The organism is Sulfurospirillum sp. 1307 (assembly GCF_054408545.1).
In genome coordinates, this window is the sequence record NZ_CP176011.1 from 589,698 (window position 1) to 605,317 (window position 15,620).

A 15,620-nucleotide genomic window follows, 5' to 3' on the forward strand; every position below is an offset into this window, starting at 1 on the left:
CTATCTTACTCTATATATAAATGCATCTTTATTAATTTTTGATTTTATATCACCAATAACTTTTTTAGCTTCATTAGTACTATTGTATGGTCCAACTAAAATTTTAGTTACTTTTTTGCCTTTTACATCAATTGGTAACAATTTATAATTATATTTGTTGTTTGTTATTAAAGCTAAGAATTTCTTATCTGGACTCAATCTTGATGTTGCACCAACTTGTACATATGTTCCTTTTGGAACAATTGAAGCATTGTTGTTTTCTACTTTTGCAGTTTGTTTTATCGCAGGTTTTTCAATCGTTTTAGTTGCTTGTTTTTTAACTTCATTTGCAACTTGATTAACTTTGTTTTTAGTAGGTACAGGCTCTTCTTGTTTTACTTTAGTAACAACTTCTTCTATTTTTTTCTTTTCTTTTTCTTTAAGACTTTTTACCATGTCTTCAAAGCTTTCTTTTTTTTCATCTACTTCTTGGATGTCAACTTTTTTAAATAGTTCGTCATCTTTTTGTGCTTTTGGTTGCTCTACACTTTTAGCAATAGGTTCAGGAGGTAGATTTAATTTTGGATTATTATTTATAGGTGTGCTAGAGTCATTCGTTACTTTCATGATAACAATAGTTATCAAAAATATAACAATCAAAAGAGCAGCTATTAAAAGAATACGCTTTATTTTTTGACTTTTGTTATCTTCTTTTTCTAAAACAATATCACTTAATTCATTTTTATCTTCCACTTCTATCTCCTTTAGATTATTTACCTAACACATTAAGCATTATTCATACCATTTTACATATGCTTCGACCAAGAAGCTCCTCTTTCTTTTTTATAAAGTTTATAAGGTAATGCTAGTATATTAAACTCTTTTGGAATATCAGGATTTGGAAACATCTTCCATTCTCTTGGTAACTTTTGTGCAAGCTTTGCTGATAGCATTGATGCTATTTGATAAGCTTCACTCAATGTTGTGTGTCCTTTGTGAATATAAAGATGAAGATGTCCTGGCGTTTTACTTTCATATGCGGTAAAGTTGATGAAACCTTCTTCTCTTAGTAAAAGCTGTGTTCTATGCCAAAATCTCTCAGTATTTCTTCCATTATAGTCAATTACAATATTTTCAACTTTATCAAATTTGTTTATTAAAGAGTGGGCAACAGTTATCTCACCCTTTAAGTGTTGATTTATGATTGAGCGAGTTAGAGTTTCGTTTACTCGCTCAAATTTATCAAAAAACAGTCTTCCGTTATGAGATCTTTTTTCAACAATCTTGTCCCTTTTTATCCAATAATGATCTGTAATCATTTTTATTAGAGAGGTATCGATGTTGTACATAAGGTCTCCTTAATATGTTGCTCTATCGTATATTACAAAATTACTTGCAAGCGCTTTCATCTCTTCTTTTACTTTTGCTTGAAGGTCTGTATTTTCAATGTCATCTAAAACATCAGCGATTTTATTTGCTATTATATCAAACTCTTTTTCTTTCATTCCACGAGCAGTAAGCGCTGGACTTCCAACTCTAATACCACTAGTTACAAATGGGCTTCTTGTTTCTCCTGGAACAGTATTTTTATTGACTGTAATTCCAGCATTTCCCAAAGCAATATCTGCATCTTTTCCACTGAAGTTTTTATTTAAAAAGCTTACAAGAACTAAGTGATTATCAGTTCCTCCACTTACTATATCGTATCCTCTCTTGATTAAAACATCAGATAAAATTTTTGCATTTGCTTTTACTTGTTTTGCATATTCTTTCCATGCAGGTTTTAAATTTTCAGCAAATCCAACAGCTTTTGCAGCTATTACATGTACAAGTGGTCCACCTTGGATTCCTGGGAAAATTGCGCTATTTATTTTTTTTGCTATTTCTTCATTGTTTGTCATAATCATACCACCTCTAGGACCTCTTAGAGTCTTATGGGTTGTAGTTGATACTACATCACAATGAGGAAATGGACTTGGATGTTCCCCTGCTGCTACAAGTCCTGCAATATGAGCAATATCAGCAAAAAGATAAGCTCCAACTTCATCAGCTATTTCTTTAAATTTTGCAAAATTTATCTCTCTTGGGTACGCACTAGCACCACAAACTATTAGTTTTGGTTTTACAATATGTGCTATATCTCTAACTCTGTCATAATCAATAAGGCCATTTTCATTAACACCATAAAAAAAGCTTTCATAAGTTTTTCCAGAGCTACTTACTTTACTTCCATGAGTTAAGTGTCCACCTTGACTTAAATCCATACCTAGAATTTTATCGTAAGGTTTTAAAAGTGCTTGATAAACACCTTGGTTTGCTTGACTTCCTGAATTTGGTTGAACATTTGCAAAATTACATCCAAAAAGCTCACATGCTCTATCAATCGCAAGTTGCTCTACTTTATCAGCAAATTCACATCCACCATAATATCTTTTGTTTGGATAGCCCTCAGCATATTTATTTGTAAAAACACTTCCCATAGCTTCCATAACAGCTGGATAAGTAAAGTTTTCACTAGCAATCATTTCTAAGTGATTTGTTTGTCTCTCTAGTTCATTTTCGATTAATTCATAAACTGTAGGGTCAACATTTTTTAATGTACTCATTATTTTTCATCCTTATCATTAGTTTCATCTTTTAGTGGTTTCATAGCCGGAAATAGTATAACATCTCTAATTGATTGTTCATTTGTAAGCAACATAGTTAATCTATCTATCCCGATTCCTTCTCCCGCAGTTGGAGGTAGGCCATATCCTAATGCCCTTACATAATCCTCATCCATTTCATGAGCTTCGTCATCTCCTGCATCTTTAGCATCTATTTGAGCTTTGAATCTATTGTACTGATCAAGTGGATCATTTAACTCATTAAATCCATTTGCAATTTCACGCCCAGCCATAAACAGCTCAAATCTTTCAGCAATTTCAGGGTTTTCATCATTTCTTCTAGCAAGTGGACTTATTTCAATTGGATAATCAATGATAAAAGTAGGATTAATCAAATTTTCCTCAACATACAAGTCAAAAAGATCTTCATAAAGTTTTCCAAGGCTTAGTTTTTCATTTACATCTTCACCTTTTTCTTTTAAGTATTTAATGATGCTTTCTTTACTCTCCAACACATCAGCCGGAACGCCACCAACTTCAATCAGTGAATCTTTAAATGTAAGTCTTTTGAATTTTTCACTAAAGTCTATCTCAATATTACCATAAGGTATTTTACTAGGTAGATTTAATTGTTTTAATAAAACATTAAACATTTCTTCAGTTAAATTCATCAAATCATGGTAATTGTGATATGCCCAATAAAATTCAATCATAGTAAATTCAGGATTGTGGGTTAAATCCATCCCCTCGTTTCTGAAATTTCTATTGATTTCAAAAACAGCTTCAAAGCCACCAACAACAAGTCTTTTTAGATAAAGCTCTGGTGCAATTCTTAGGTATCTATCAACTCCAAGTGCATTGTGATGAGTTATAAACGGTTTTGCATTTGCACCACCTGCGATCGGGTGCATCATAGGAGTTTCTACTTCTAAAAAGCTTCTTTCTTCAAAGAAGTGTCTTATTGTGCTTACTATTTTACTTCTTATTTTAAATGTATCTCTAACTTCAGGATTCATTATCATATCAAGGTAGCGTTTTCTATATCTTAACTCTTTATCTGTTAATCCGTGAAATTTTTCTGGAAGAGGTGTTATAGATTTTGTAGCTAATTGTAATTCTTTTACATGTAAAGATAATTCTCCTGTTTTTGTAACAAAAGGAAAACCTGTAACACTGATGATATCGCCAACTTCGACATTCTTTTTAACCTCTTTAAACCAATCATCTCCTATACTTTGTTTGCTAAAATAAATTTGTAAAATTCCACTGTCATCTTCGATTTTTGCAAATGCAGCTTTTCCCATGTGTCTTAAAAATTTTATTCGACCTATTACCGTATTTGTTTTAGTTTCATCTCTTTTTTCTTCACTTTTTTGTACATATTCATAGCATTTTTTAAACTCTTCAGCAGTAGTATCTTTTTTTATATTATGTGGATAAGGATTGATCCCTAAGCCTCTTAGAGTATCTGCTTTTTCTATTCTTTGTAATTCATATTGATTATCAAATATCAATTTATTTTTCCTTTTCTTGTAATTTTTGGCATGTTTCGCAAACACCATATAGTTGCATAATATGCCCTGTTAATTTGAAGTTATATTTGAAAGCAATTTCTAGCTGCTTTTTTTCTATCTCATCATCCGAAAATTCAGTAATTTTTCCACAATTTGTACATATTATATGGTCGTGATGTGGTTTGTTACCTAGCTCGTACTTCTTTCCAGATGAACCAAAGGATAGTGATGTAACTATACCTGATTCTTCTAATAAATTAAGAGTTCTATAAATAGTGGCAATGCCAACTCCTAAGTTTGGATATTCTTGCTTTATTAATAAGTACAAACTCTCAGGAGTAAAATGTTCATCATGATTATAAAGAGTTTTTAAAACTGCTTCTCTTTGTTTTGTAAATTTTAAACTATTGTGTTTTAGTATATCTTTAAACCTAACTAGTAAAGAGTCATATTCCATTTTTTCTATGTCATCCATAATCACCCTCTTACTTCGAAATCAAAGATTGACTCTTTTTTGCAATATCTGATTGTAATTTATCGCTATCCATTTTTACAATATAATTTCCAGTTTCAATAAAGATAGGATACATAAAACTATCTTTCATATATTCATTTGCTTTGTCTTTAATAAATTCTATATTTGATAGAGTAACTGCAAATATTGAAAATACTAAAAATATTTTTGCACACCCAACAACAAAACCACCAAGTTTATCGATGACACTTAAGCCACTCATCTTTATTAGTCGCTCTAAAATATACCCAACTAGTAAGCTTAAAATCCAAAATAAAATTAGAACACTTATAAATCCAATTAGATAAAGTGAAGCATCATTTTGAATTTTATATATATTTGCATCTATAAAATATCCGGCATCTTTAGCATATCTAGAGGCTATAAATATACCACCTATTATTCCAACTAAACCAAAAACTTCTTTGATAAAACCATTGATTATCCCTTTGATACCCAAAATAAGTATCAAACTAAGTGATATAATATCAAAAATTGAAACATTATCAAAATTCATTATTCTTCTACCTTAACACAGTTTTTTCCAGCTTTTTTTGCTTCATATAGTGCTTTATCAGCCTTTTCTACTAAAATATCAGCTATGTCTCCATCACTATACTTTCCAATACCTGCACTTATTGTTAAATGAATGCTATGCCCTTTGTACAGTAATTTACTTTCATCTACCTCTTTTACAATCCTCTCAACACTTCTTAAGGCATCTTCTATTGTTACTCTGTTTAAAATGATAATAAATTCTTCTCCACCATAGCGGTAAATTTTTATTCCTTTTCTTATAGAGCTTTGTATGAGTTTTGCTAAAAAGATAAGTGTTTTGTCTCCTGCTAGATGACCGTAAGAATCATTTATATTTTTAAAATCATCAGCATCAAAAAGAACCAAAAATAGATCTACATTTTTTTTGTCTTTTATAGCATCTAAAATTTCTTTTATGTCTTTATTGAAAACTCTTCTATTATAAGCTTTAGTAAGAGGGTCTATATGTGATTCTTTTTCAAGTCTTTCTATCTCAAGTTTCAATTTAGTAATAGTTTCATCAGCATTTTTTAATTCTTCTAAAATTTTGTATTGAAACTGTGCAAAAGAGTCTATCACTCTTCTAGTGTTTACTCTATCGTAGTCATTTTTTATAGTTTCTACATCGATAATATTTTCATCAGAAATTTCTTTTAATTTTGAATTTGATTGTTCAAACTCTTTAAGACTTGTTTTTGCTAGTTCAAATGATATTTCTTGTAGTATTTCATCCTGATTTCCCAGCGAAAACAAATGTGAATATTTTTTATGTAATCCAATCAAAGATGGATTGTCAGATTGTGATAATTCCTCTATGAAAGTATCATGATAATATTTAGGGTATGGTGGAATTTGAAGTTCTTGTAATTTTTTAAAAGTGCTTTCACCTATCTCATTTATTTGGTCAGTTATAGTGTTTTTTTTATTCATTCGATATAGCCTCTAAATTGGATATAATACAATCCGCACATCATATCCAATTTTAGCTGTAATTATGTTAAAAGCTAAATACCTATAGTATTTATAAGCTCTTGAGGTTGAGTAGAATATCTAATAGCATCTTCTTTTGTAATTAAATTTGCTTTTAAAAATTTCAACATTGATTGAGTTTGAGTGCTCATTCCAGTTTTTGATTGGTTTAACTGCATTTGAGAATATATTTGATGTAATTTGTTTTCTCTTATCAAGTTTGAAATTGCTGAGTTGTTAATCAAAACCTCATGAATTGCAACTCTACCTCCTCCGACTCTAGGAAGAAGACTTTGAGAAATAATTGCATATAGTGAAGTTGCTAGCATATTTCTTATTTGTATTTGTTCTGGTCCTTCAAAACTATCTACAATCCTATTTACAGTTTGTACACAAGAATTAGTATGAAGAGTTCCAAAAACTAAGTGACCAGTTTCTGCTGCAGTTACAGCAGTACTTATTGTCTCCCTATCTCTCATCTCACCAACTAGTATTACATCTGGATCTTCTCTTAGTGAAAATTTAAGTCCATTAGCAAAACTTTTGGTATCTTCACCAACATTTCTGTGGGAAAAGAGTGAACGCTTATTTTCATGAACGAATTCAACTGGGTCTTCAATAGTAATGATATGTTTATGTTCGCTTTCATTTATCTCATTTAACATGGCTGCTAATGTGGTTGATTTACCACTACCAGTTGGTCCTGTAACTAAAACTAAGCCTTTTTCTCTTTTAGTTATATCTTTTAAAATATTTGGTGCATTTAGTGAATCTAAAGAAGGAATTTCAATAGGAATAATCCTAAAAGCGGCTGCTAATTCTCCATTCATAGTGTAGTAGTAGTTTGCACGAAAACGCCCAATATCTGGAAACATTATGGCAAAATCAAGCTCTTTGTTTTCTTCTAAGTTTTTCTTTTGTCTGTCTGTTAGAAGAGTATAGCACATCTCTTCAATTTCTTTGCCATCAAGCTTATCCATATCAAGTGCAACAAGTTTACCATCAATTCTTATTTGTGGTTCACTTCTACTTACCAAATGAAGGTCAGATGCTTTGTAAGCAACGATGTTTTTTAAAAGGGCTTTGATATTTAATGATGCCATTTTTATTCCTTATTCGATTATTTTAGGTACTATGAAAAATCCATTTTCTCTTTGAGGAGCATGTTCTAATATTGTAGCAATAATACTAGAATCAACATTAGGTATATCTTCTCTCATAGGAGTACCACCCTCTACTGTTGTGAAAGTTGCTTCTTGATTGTCTAAATCTAATTCATTTAAATTTTCAACAAATTCAACAATTTCACTAAGTGCATTGATCATTTCTTCTCTTTTATCCTCAGCAATTTGCAGTGAAGAAAGTTTTTCAAGTTTTTTTAATAAATCATTATCTATTTGCATAATTATATCCATCCTAATTATTTACTTTGATACGAGATTATATCAAAAAAAGTCTGTTTTTATCTTTATTGTGTTAAACTACTACTTTTTATAATTTATAAAGGATGTAAGTTGGGACTAAAAGATAATTTAGATGCTGTTAAAAAAGAAATCGGAACAGAAGAGCAGTTTTTAGAGAGTATCATAAAGAGTGAGCGTTTTTTTAAAAAGTACAAGAAAATCATTATTGCAGTAGTCGTAGTTCTTTTTGTTGGCGGAAGTGGCTATGCTATAAGTGATTATTTAAATAATAAGAGATTAGATGAGTCAAATAAGGCATATTTACAATTAAAGTCAAATCCAAACGATAAAGAAGCTTTGAACTCACTCAAATCTAAAAATGAAAGATTGTACAATTTTTATAGATTCGAAGTTGCAATTTTAAACAAAGATAAAAAAGTTTTAGCTGAATTAGCATCATATACAAAAGATCCTGTAATTTCAGATTTGGCAAATTATGAACTTGCTAGTATTGATGGTAAAAAAATTGAAAAAAGTGTTTTGTTAAATGGCTTTGTAAATTTACAAAATGGATACAATCTACTTAAAGAAGATAAAATAAAAGAAGCAAAATTAGAGTTTGCAAAGATAAGTTTAAACTCTCCTCTTAAAAACATAGCAAAAAATTTAGAGCACTACCAAGGAAAATCTTTAGAAGGCAATAAATGATGAATTATTTAAAACTTTTTTCTTCAATTTTACTACTAGCTTTAGTACTAGGTGGCTGTGGAACAAAAAGACAAAATTTTGAGCCAGCTTCAGTTTCTGGAGAAATTGAATATGATGGTAGTTTACCTGCAAGTATCATTGATGTTGCAAGAGATGGTGCTACTTTAGAAAATGGACAAATTATAACAAAAGATGGACTTTTAAATGTAAAAATTCCAAATGGTTTTACATTTTCTGGTAGCTCAAATGGTAAGTACTTAGCAATTTCTAGATGTGGTAAGTTAGTAATAGTAGACAAGAGTAGTAAAGTTATTTATAAAAATACTTTTGATTCAGTTGTTGCTTCTGCTTCTATTAAAGATAATTTGTTAGCAGTGGTGCTAGGAGATAATAGAATCATTTTATTAGATACAAATAGCGATAAAATACTTTTTCAAAAGCAAGGTGATAAAGTATATGCAAATGATTCAAAAATAGCTTCTCCTTACTTTTTGTCATCAATTCTTATCTATCCGACACTTGATGGAAAGTTAGTTATAGTTGATTTAAAACAATACAAAATGTTAAGAGATGTTGTAATAAAAAGTGATAAATTCTTTTCAAATGTTATCTATCTAGATGTACTAGGAGATAGACTAGTAGCAGCTACTAAAGATAGAGTTGTTTCTATAAATCCAAAATCAATGGCATTTTTAGATGAAGATGTAAAAGATGTAATAATTTTGAAAAATAGAGTTTTGGTTTTTACTAAAGATGGAAGAATAGTTTTAACTGATGCTGACTTGAAAGTATTAAAAAAGAAAAAATATAAGTTTGCATCTTTTGTAGGTACAATTCACGGAGAATTTATTTATGTAGTTGAAAGAGCAGGTTACCTAATAGCAACTGATATTGATTTAATTTCTTCAAATATTTATGAATTACCAGACAATATAGAATCTTATGTATTTACAACAAATGATAAATTATATTATGAAGATAAATATTTCAAACTTGGAAAAACTAGAAAAAAGAAGAAATAATTGAAAGATATAGTAGAATATTTTTCTAAAAAAGGGTTTGTCTTTAAAAGTTTTATTCCTTTTGATAAATCCTTATTAAAAACTAGAAAAAAGTTTTTAGTTTATTTGGCAACTGATGTAAAAAGTAATTATCATATTATTTTTTATTTTAATCAAAAAAGTAGATTTCTTTTGAAAAATGCTAATGAACTGGTAGAATTCAGTGAGAAAATATCTCAAATAGTCAAACATAACTTCAAATTTAAACAAGTAATTATAAAAAATGGAGTTTGTTCAAAATCAATAGAGTTTTTAACTTTAAGAGGCTGGAAAGTATACAATGATACTATGTGATATTGGAAATTCAAATGTAGATTTTTTTAATGACGGAAAAATTTGGTCTTTAAGTGTAGATGAGTTTGAGACATTTGTTCCTCAAGAAAAAATATATTTTATCAATGTAAATCCAAGATTTGAAGACAAATTGCAAAAAGATAGAAAATTCATTGATATTAGAAGTTACTTCTCTTTTGACACTATATATCAAGGTATAGGTATAGATAGGATTGCTGCTTGCTATACTATAAAAGATGGCATTATAGTAGATGCAGGAAGTGCTATTACAGTTGATGTAATGAATAATTCTGTGCATTTAGGCGGATATATCTTACCAGGAATCAATGCATATGAAAAATGTTATGCTTCAATTTCAACACTATTAGCAAAAAAAATAAACCCAAATACTATTATAGATGCACTTCCACAAAGAACTGATGATGCGGTTTCTTATGGAGCTATAAAATCTATTTTATTGATGCTAAAAGATACATGTAAAGATAAGCAAGTGTATTTTACTGGTGGAGATGGACAATTTTTCTCTAAATTTTTTAAAAAATCAATTTATGATAGAGCTTTAGTTTTTAGAGGAATGAAAAAAGTAATCGAAGAAAAAGGATTAGAATGTTAACAGTTGCACTACCAAAAGGAAGAATTGCACAAGAAACTTTAGAAATTTTTGAAAAAATTTTTGGTAAATCATTTGTATTTGATGATAGAAAATTAATATTAGAAGTTGATGATTTTCGTTTCTTACTGGTAAGAAATCAAGATGTTCCGGCTTATGTCCTTCATCAATCTGCAGACATTGGCGTTGTCGGTTTGGATGTATTAGAAGAAAAAGATGAAGATTTAGTTAGGCTACTAGATTTAGGAATCGGAAAATGTAAAGTATGTGTTGGTATGAAAAATTCTGATAACTTAGATTATAGCTCTCCAGATATAAAAGTTGCTACAAAGATGGTAAATATAACGAAAAAATATTTTTCAAAAAAAGCAATGGCTGTTGAAGTCATTAAGCTTTATGGCTCGATAGAGTTAGCTCCTTTAGTAGGACTTTCAGATGCAATAGTAGATATAGTCGAAACTGGAACAACTATGAAGCAAAATGGTTTGAAAGTTGTAGAAACTATTATGGATAGTTCAGCTTATCTAATAGCAAATAAAAATAGTTTTATTGAAAAAAAAGATGAAATACTATCTTTGTACCACAAAATAGAAGAGGAAATAGGAGCTGGAAACTAAACCAGCTCTACTACTTTAGTAATTTTAGCATCAAGATCAGCTTGTCTTATAGGTTTAACTAAAAAATCAAATGCGCCATGATCAAAAGCTTCATGCTTCCTTGTTTCATCAGTTGTTAATACAATGACTGGAATCTTACTTAAATCAGGAATTGCTTCTAAATTATTTAAAAATTCAATTCCATCCATAATCGGCATTTTTATATCTAGTAAAATGAGTTTGATATCATTTGTCTCTTTTAGAATATTTAAGGCATCAAGACCATTTTTTGCTTCTATAACACTACTTATATATTCACTTTTTTTTAGCATTGAGTGTATTAGTTTTAAGTTTATAAAATCATCATCTACTGCTAAAACTTTTATTTTATTCATTTTTACTTACCCTTTATATATATTTTTTTACTAACTCTTCTAGTTTTGTTTTATTTACTGCATTTGGTAAGACTTCATCAAAAAGATTTTTATCTACATCTTGGATTTGGTAGCTTGAATCAACAAACATAATTGTGTTGATTTTACTTTCGCAATCAGATTGTTGCGCCTTATCTACGATAGATTTAACAATATCGCTAGATATACCAGCCAATTCTCTATCAAAAATTAACAGTTTATAACAGTTTTCACCTATTTTTTCTTTTAGCTCTTCTATATTTTTAATACTATCTATAGAATTTGTAAATTTAGATAAAATACTTGTGAAAATTTTAGTTTCAATTGGACTCTTTTTCAAAATTGCAATGTCTTTTATTGAATTTTTCTTTAGTGTTTTTAAACTTGTGTCTTCACTTGATTTTTCATTTACGCTAGGAGTAATTTTTGCCTGTTTTTCATTATATTGTTCTTCAATATGTTCATTTATGATTTCATTATTACCGTCTGCATGCTCTTCTTCATTAACTTGATTTTCATCTACTATGTTATCTTGCAAGAACATGTTTAAAATACTAAGGATACTATCTTTCTTTATAGGTTTTGTCACATACTCATCTAAACCCTCTTTCATAAATCTTTCTCTATCACCTTTAAGAGCATTTGCTGTTACTGCTACTATTGGGATATGAGGTAGATTGTTTTCTTCTTCGTATTCTAATATTTTGTGGGTTGCTTCTACTCCATCCATGACTGGCATCGCTATATCCATAAAAACAATATCGTAGTCATTGTTTATGCGCTCTTCTAGTGCAATTTTACCATTTTGCGCAATTGTTATCTTAAGGCCTAATGCTTCTAGAGTTCTTTTTATAAGTTTTTGATTGATCTCATTATCTTCAGCAACTAGTGCTTTAGCATCAAACATATGACCAAATGTGAACTTTTTATTTTTTGGTTTAGAGACTTTTGTCTCTTTCTTTGCTTCTACTTCAACCTTTGGAAGTTTTTTTCTATTTTCTTCAAGTATTTTTGTTACTTTAGTTAAGTTTATTGGTTCATAAATAGGTGTAATATATTCACTTTTAAAACTTTCGAATTTTGATTGATTGTTTGATTTTATTATCAATAAAATTGGCAATCTTATTTTTTTATATTCTTCAATTTCACCATCATTTAATAAATCATAATCAATAATGATTTGATTAACTCCTGATTTATATATTAAATTTTTCAAATCATTAAAGTCTTCAAAATATTTAATGTCCGAACCAAAATATTTGAAATAATCATAGATAAATTGTGCATGTGGTTTTGGATTTTCACTTCTTGTTAAAAGAGCACACTTGAATTCTGTAAATTTGTTTTCAAAATCTATATCTCCTGATGGTGATTCGTCAAAATCTAATATAAAGTAGAATTTACTTCCTTTTCCTACTTCACTTTCGACTTTTAATTCTCCTCCCATTAAAGAGATGTATTTAGATGATATTGTTAATCCAAGTCCGGTTCCACCATATTTTCTTGTGATTGTTGAATCTGCTTGATTAAACGCATCAAATATATCTTTTCTCTTATCTTCACTTATTCCTATACCACTATCAGATACACTAAATAAAACTCTAGCTTTTCCTGATGGAGCATTTTCAATTCGCCTTATCTCTGTCGTAATATTACCTTTTGTAGGTGTAAATTTAACAGCGTTACTCATTAAATTGATTAAAACTTCTTTTACTTTTGTTACATCACCTTTTAGATAATTAGTTAGGCTTGGATCCATATAAAATGAAAGATTTATATTTTTTTCGGCTGCTTTTGGACCATATACTTCAATGGCATTTTCGAATTCATTTAAAGGAGAGAACATAATTTCATCAATTTCTATTTTATTACTCTCAACTTTTGATAAATCTAATATGTTATTTATAATATCAAGTAAGTTTTCAGAGCTTTTTTCTATAACATCTACAAATTCTCTTTTTTCATCATCTAAATCTGAGTTTTTAAGTAGTTCAGTAAATCCAATAATACCATTTAATGGAGTTCTAATCTCATGACTCATATTTGCTAGGAAAATACTCTTAGCAGCACTTGCTTCTTCAGCACTTGCTTTTTCTTTTGCTATATTTTCAATTGCTTTATCGATGATTGTATAAGCTGTATTCATTCCTTCTGCTGTATTAAAGTCTACCTTTTCTTTTGTCTCAGCCAGTTCTCCAACTTTCTCAAATATATTACTTAAGCTATTAATACTTTTTTTGAATTGTCTTGATAATACAAGCCCTATAAACATTAGTACAATTGATATTAACCAAATTGCAGCTGCAGCTATTAGTTGTCCCATCATAATATCATGGGTTTTTTTCATTTCAGCCTTTAGCTCAGTTTTGATTATCTGAGCTGCGCTATTTAATAAATCAATTTTTCTTGTCATTAGATTAAACCACAAGGTTGGATCTATTAAGTATTCTCCATTTTGTGCAGCTAAAATCAGATCAGCTTTTGCTTGTTTTATTTCCATTGTTAAATTTTTTATTTTATTGCTATTGTACATTGAAGATATTTTAGATTTTGCTACGCCATCGTGTAATATACCATAGTCGAAAGTATTTGATTGGCTAGATAAATCAATCCATATTTTTAATTCTTCATTGCTAAATGGAACATATTGACTTAATATTTTTGCAATAAACCCTCTTTCTTGACCACTATATTCAATATCTTTATAAACTGCAACCAAAGATGAACTTAAGTTTACAGTTTTTGGAGTTGATGCAATTTCACTTATCAATCTAAGTTCATTTAGTATCTCTTTGTTGATTGATGAGTAATATGAAAAGAAAATTTTATTAAAATCAACATTATTTAAAGAATCAACCTTATTTCTTACCTCTGTAATTTGATTCAGTAAAGAAATTACCTTCTTAATACGATTAGATGCATTGTGGTTTTTGTAGTAATTATGAAATTCTTTCATAGTTTGATTAACTGTCATTCTTTGTTGCTTTAATCTATCTTCTGCAATTGCACCATCACTTGCAATAAAAGTAGAACTTAAACCTCTTTCTTTAGCAATATTGATTGATAGTTTGTTTAAAATAGTTGCAGACTCTAGTTTTGTTTCAAATTGATCTGCATTTTTATATTGCTCATATGATAAATAAACAAAATATGTTGAAAATATGAACAAAATAACAAGTGGATACTGACTTATTAATCTTAGAGTACCTTGAATCTTAAATTTCATTTTAATGCTCCATTTTTTATTATAAAAGTTTTCATATGAGCTCCTCTTTTATTTTTTCAACTGTTTTTTCAAATTTTTGAAATATTAAACTTTTTTTACTAAAGTCATTTTCTATAAGCATTTCATGTAATAAGTTTGAGATTACATGTAGATGTAAATTATCTGAAATTCCTTTAAGCATGTATATTTCTAAGTATAGTTCGTCATTTTTATTTTCTTTTATATATGTCTTCATTTTCGGAGTAGATAATTCAATGGTGTGGAAATATTCTTCTAGTAGTTCTGTTATTAGATTTATGTCTAAATCTAATTTTTCTACACAATCTAATATGTTAAATTCTATTTCATCAGCATCTTCTTTTTTTTCTTCTTCCTGATACATGTTATCAATAGTTTGAATATCTTCTTTCAAAGCTTTTAATTCAACACTATCTATAGTGTCAATCTTATTATCATTTTCATTGCTGAAGACTTCATCATCTATTTTTAATTTTATATCTTCTTGGAAAGTATTTTTTTCTTCAGGCTCTTTGTAGAGATTCTCTTCACTTTGAAAATCCTCAAGCGGAGGAAATATACTTTGTTCGTTATTTGTTTTTATATTTGGCAAAACCCCTTCTTCATTTATTATACTGAGCTCTGGTTCTTCTTGAGGTATTTCAAATTTTGTATCCAAAGAAAAGTCTTCTTCAAGTGTTTTAATATTTTGTTCAATTTTTTGAGGTTCATTATCTTTTTCAAGTGTAAATTTATTTTTCTCATTTGGATTATCTAAAGTTTCATTCACAATAGGCACTGGTTGTTTAGGCAACTTTTCCATAGAAGATATTGTGTTATGTATTAGCTCAACACCGTACATTATAGTGTCTTTTTTATCTTTTGGTGAGTATAAAAATAGTTCAGTTATTTTAAGAGTTGCTTCTACTTCATTTCCATTTTTTAATTTGATAACAACACTCTTTTTAGGAGCACCACTATGCAAGGCATAATCTATCCATGAAAAATTTTTAAACTTAAAAATATATCCAGCTTTATTCACGAAAAGATCAGCTACATCGCTATAAAGGCTCTTAAATTCATCAATATCCTCAAAGCCTAAAAAATAAAGTTCCTCTTTACTTATAGCAACAAAGTCACCATTTTCATTATACAATATCATTAGCCCGTCCTTAAAAGAGTTACCTAAGAAA

Annotated in this window: 17 protein-coding genes; 5 read left to right on the forward strand and 12 right to left on the reverse strand. The window is 29.0% G+C overall.

Translation table 11 applies throughout. The features are described from left to right. The 9 genes from ACKGJI_RS03105 to gatC all read right to left on the reverse strand — a co-directional run bounded on the left by ACKGJI_RS03105 (position 1) and on the right by gatC (position 7,522). On the reverse strand, positions 1-732 hold the full coding sequence (locus tag ACKGJI_RS03105; protein ID WP_458701097.1) for an SPOR domain-containing protein: 732 nt from the start codon (positions 730-732) through the stop codon (positions 1-3). Positions 733-785: 53 nt separating this feature from the next. Next, complete coding sequence (locus tag ACKGJI_RS03110) at positions 786-1,328, reverse strand: DUF1882 domain-containing protein (protein WP_458701098.1); 543 nt, start codon at positions 1,326-1,328, stop codon at positions 786-788. Positions 1,329-1,337: 9 nt separating this feature from the next. Beyond that, positions 1,338-2,585, reverse strand: coding sequence for a serine hydroxymethyltransferase (locus ACKGJI_RS03115; RefSeq protein WP_458701099.1), 1,248 nt, complete (start codon positions 2,583-2,585; stop codon positions 1,338-1,340). Then, positions 2,585-4,099 (reverse strand): lysine--tRNA ligase, encoded by a 1,515-nt coding sequence (lysS, locus tag ACKGJI_RS03120; RefSeq protein WP_458701100.1) that lies wholly within the window; start codon positions 4,097-4,099, stop codon positions 2,585-2,587. The genes ACKGJI_RS03115 and lysS overlap by 1 nt, the downstream gene beginning before the upstream one ends. Position 4,100: 1 nt before the next feature. Further along, on the reverse strand, positions 4,101-4,574 hold the full coding sequence (locus tag ACKGJI_RS03125; RefSeq protein WP_458701101.1) for a Fur family transcriptional regulator: 474 nt from the start codon (positions 4,572-4,574) through the stop codon (positions 4,101-4,103). A 10-nt stretch (positions 4,575-4,584) separates the two neighbouring features. Continuing rightward, complete coding sequence (locus tag ACKGJI_RS03130; protein ID WP_458701102.1) at positions 4,585-5,130, reverse strand: CvpA family protein; 546 nt, start codon at positions 5,128-5,130, stop codon at positions 4,585-4,587. After that, entirely contained in the window at positions 5,130-6,080 is a 951-nt protein-coding gene (locus ACKGJI_RS03135) for a GGDEF domain-containing protein (RefSeq protein WP_458701103.1), read from the reverse strand. The genes ACKGJI_RS03130 and ACKGJI_RS03135 overlap by 1 nt, the downstream gene beginning before the upstream one ends. A 74-nt stretch (positions 6,081-6,154) precedes the next feature. Further along, positions 6,155-7,222: a type IV pilus twitching motility protein PilT gene (locus tag ACKGJI_RS03140; protein ID WP_458701104.1), complete on the reverse strand. Its 1,068-nt coding sequence runs from the start codon at positions 7,220-7,222 to the stop codon at positions 6,155-6,157. A gap of 9 nt (positions 7,223-7,231) precedes the next feature. Further along, positions 7,232-7,522: an Asp-tRNA(Asn)/Glu-tRNA(Gln) amidotransferase subunit GatC gene (gene gatC / locus ACKGJI_RS03145; protein WP_458701105.1), complete on the reverse strand. Its 291-nt coding sequence runs from the start codon at positions 7,520-7,522 to the stop codon at positions 7,232-7,234. 111 nt (positions 7,523-7,633) lie between these two features. Between gatC and ACKGJI_RS03150 the strand changes: the two genes are divergently transcribed. From ACKGJI_RS03150 to hisG, 5 genes are read left to right on the forward strand one after another with little or no spacing between them, the layout of a single operon-like run. Next, entirely contained in the window at positions 7,634-8,230 is a 597-nt protein-coding gene (locus tag ACKGJI_RS03150) for a hypothetical protein (protein WP_458701106.1), read from the forward strand. Then, positions 8,227-9,252 carry an outer membrane protein assembly factor BamB family protein gene (locus tag ACKGJI_RS03155; RefSeq protein ID WP_458701107.1) on the forward strand — a complete coding sequence of 342 codons (1,026 nt, stop codon included), beginning with the start codon at positions 8,227-8,229 and terminating at the stop codon, positions 9,250-9,252. The genes ACKGJI_RS03150 and ACKGJI_RS03155 overlap by 4 nt, the downstream gene beginning before the upstream one ends. Further along, on the forward strand, positions 9,253-9,585 hold the full coding sequence (locus ACKGJI_RS03160) for a hypothetical protein (protein WP_458701108.1): 333 nt from the start codon (positions 9,253-9,255) through the stop codon (positions 9,583-9,585). Next, the gene (locus ACKGJI_RS03165; RefSeq protein WP_458701109.1) at positions 9,572-10,198 is read left to right on the forward strand and encodes a type III pantothenate kinase; all 627 of its coding nucleotides are present in this window, start codon (positions 9,572-9,574) and stop codon (positions 10,196-10,198) included. Before ACKGJI_RS03160 ends, ACKGJI_RS03165 begins: the two co-directional genes overlap by 14 nt. Further along, positions 10,192-10,812: an ATP phosphoribosyltransferase gene (gene hisG / locus ACKGJI_RS03170; RefSeq protein WP_458701110.1), complete on the forward strand. Its 621-nt coding sequence runs from the start codon at positions 10,192-10,194 to the stop codon at positions 10,810-10,812. Before ACKGJI_RS03165 ends, hisG begins: the two co-directional genes overlap by 7 nt. Here the strand turns inward: hisG and ACKGJI_RS03175 are convergent. The 3 genes from ACKGJI_RS03175 to ACKGJI_RS03185 are packed head-to-tail and all read right to left on the reverse strand — an operon-like array spanning position 10,809 to position 15,589. Continuing rightward, complete coding sequence (locus tag ACKGJI_RS03175) at positions 10,809-11,186, reverse strand: response regulator (protein ID WP_458701111.1); 378 nt, start codon at positions 11,184-11,186, stop codon at positions 10,809-10,811. The two genes, hisG and ACKGJI_RS03175, sit on opposite strands and share 4 nt — an antisense overlap. 13 nt (positions 11,187-11,199) lie before the next feature. Beyond that, a complete protein-coding gene (locus ACKGJI_RS03180; RefSeq protein WP_458701112.1) occupies positions 11,200-14,430 on the reverse strand; it encodes an ATP-binding protein in 3,231 nt (1,076 codons plus the stop codon). Positions 14,431-14,461: 31 nt separating this feature from the next. Next, on the reverse strand, positions 14,462-15,589 hold the full coding sequence (locus ACKGJI_RS03185; protein ID WP_458701113.1) for a hypothetical protein: 1,128 nt from the start codon (positions 15,587-15,589) through the stop codon (positions 14,462-14,464). Positions 15,590-15,620 lie beyond the last annotated feature (31 nt).

Bases quoted from the DNA above. Each gene is read 5' to 3' on its own strand.
- ACKGJI_RS03110 (WP_458701098.1), bottom strand. From the start codon at position 1,328: ATGTACAACATCGATACCTCTCTAATAAAAATGATTACAGATCATTAT.
- ACKGJI_RS03115 (WP_458701099.1), bottom strand. From the start codon at position 2,585: ATGAGTACATTAAAAAATGTTGACCCTACAGTTTATGAATTAATCGAA.
- ACKGJI_RS03125 (WP_458701101.1), bottom strand. From the start codon at position 4,574: ATGGATGACATAGAAAAAATGGAATATGACTCTTTACTAGTTAGGTTT.
- ACKGJI_RS03130 (WP_458701102.1), bottom strand. From the start codon at position 5,130: ATGAATTTTGATAATGTTTCAATTTTTGATATTATATCACTTAGTTTG.
- ACKGJI_RS03135 (WP_458701103.1), bottom strand. From the start codon at position 6,080: ATGAATAAAAAAAACACTATAACTGACCAAATAAATGAGATAGGTGAA.
- ACKGJI_RS03140 (WP_458701104.1), bottom strand. From the start codon at position 7,222: ATGGCATCATTAAATATCAAAGCCCTTTTAAAAAACATCGTTGCTTAC.
- gatC (WP_458701105.1), bottom strand. From the start codon at position 7,522: ATGCAAATAGATAATGATTTATTAAAAAAACTTGAAAAACTTTCTTCA.
- ACKGJI_RS03155 (WP_458701107.1), top strand. From the start codon at position 8,227: ATGATGAATTATTTAAAACTTTTTTCTTCAATTTTACTACTAGCTTTA.
- ACKGJI_RS03165 (WP_458701109.1), top strand. From the start codon at position 9,572: ATGATACTATGTGATATTGGAAATTCAAATGTAGATTTTTTTAATGAC.
- hisG (WP_458701110.1), top strand. From the start codon at position 10,192: ATGTTAACAGTTGCACTACCAAAAGGAAGAATTGCACAAGAAACTTTA.
- ACKGJI_RS03175 (WP_458701111.1), bottom strand. From the start codon at position 11,186: ATGAATAAAATAAAAGTTTTAGCAGTAGATGATGATTTTATAAACTTA.
- ACKGJI_RS03180 (WP_458701112.1), bottom strand. From the start codon at position 14,430: ATGAAATTTAAGATTCAAGGTACTCTAAGATTAATAAGTCAGTATCCA.
- ACKGJI_RS03185 (WP_458701113.1), bottom strand. From the start codon at position 15,589: ATGATATTGTATAATGAAAATGGTGACTTTGTTGCTATAAGTAAAGAG.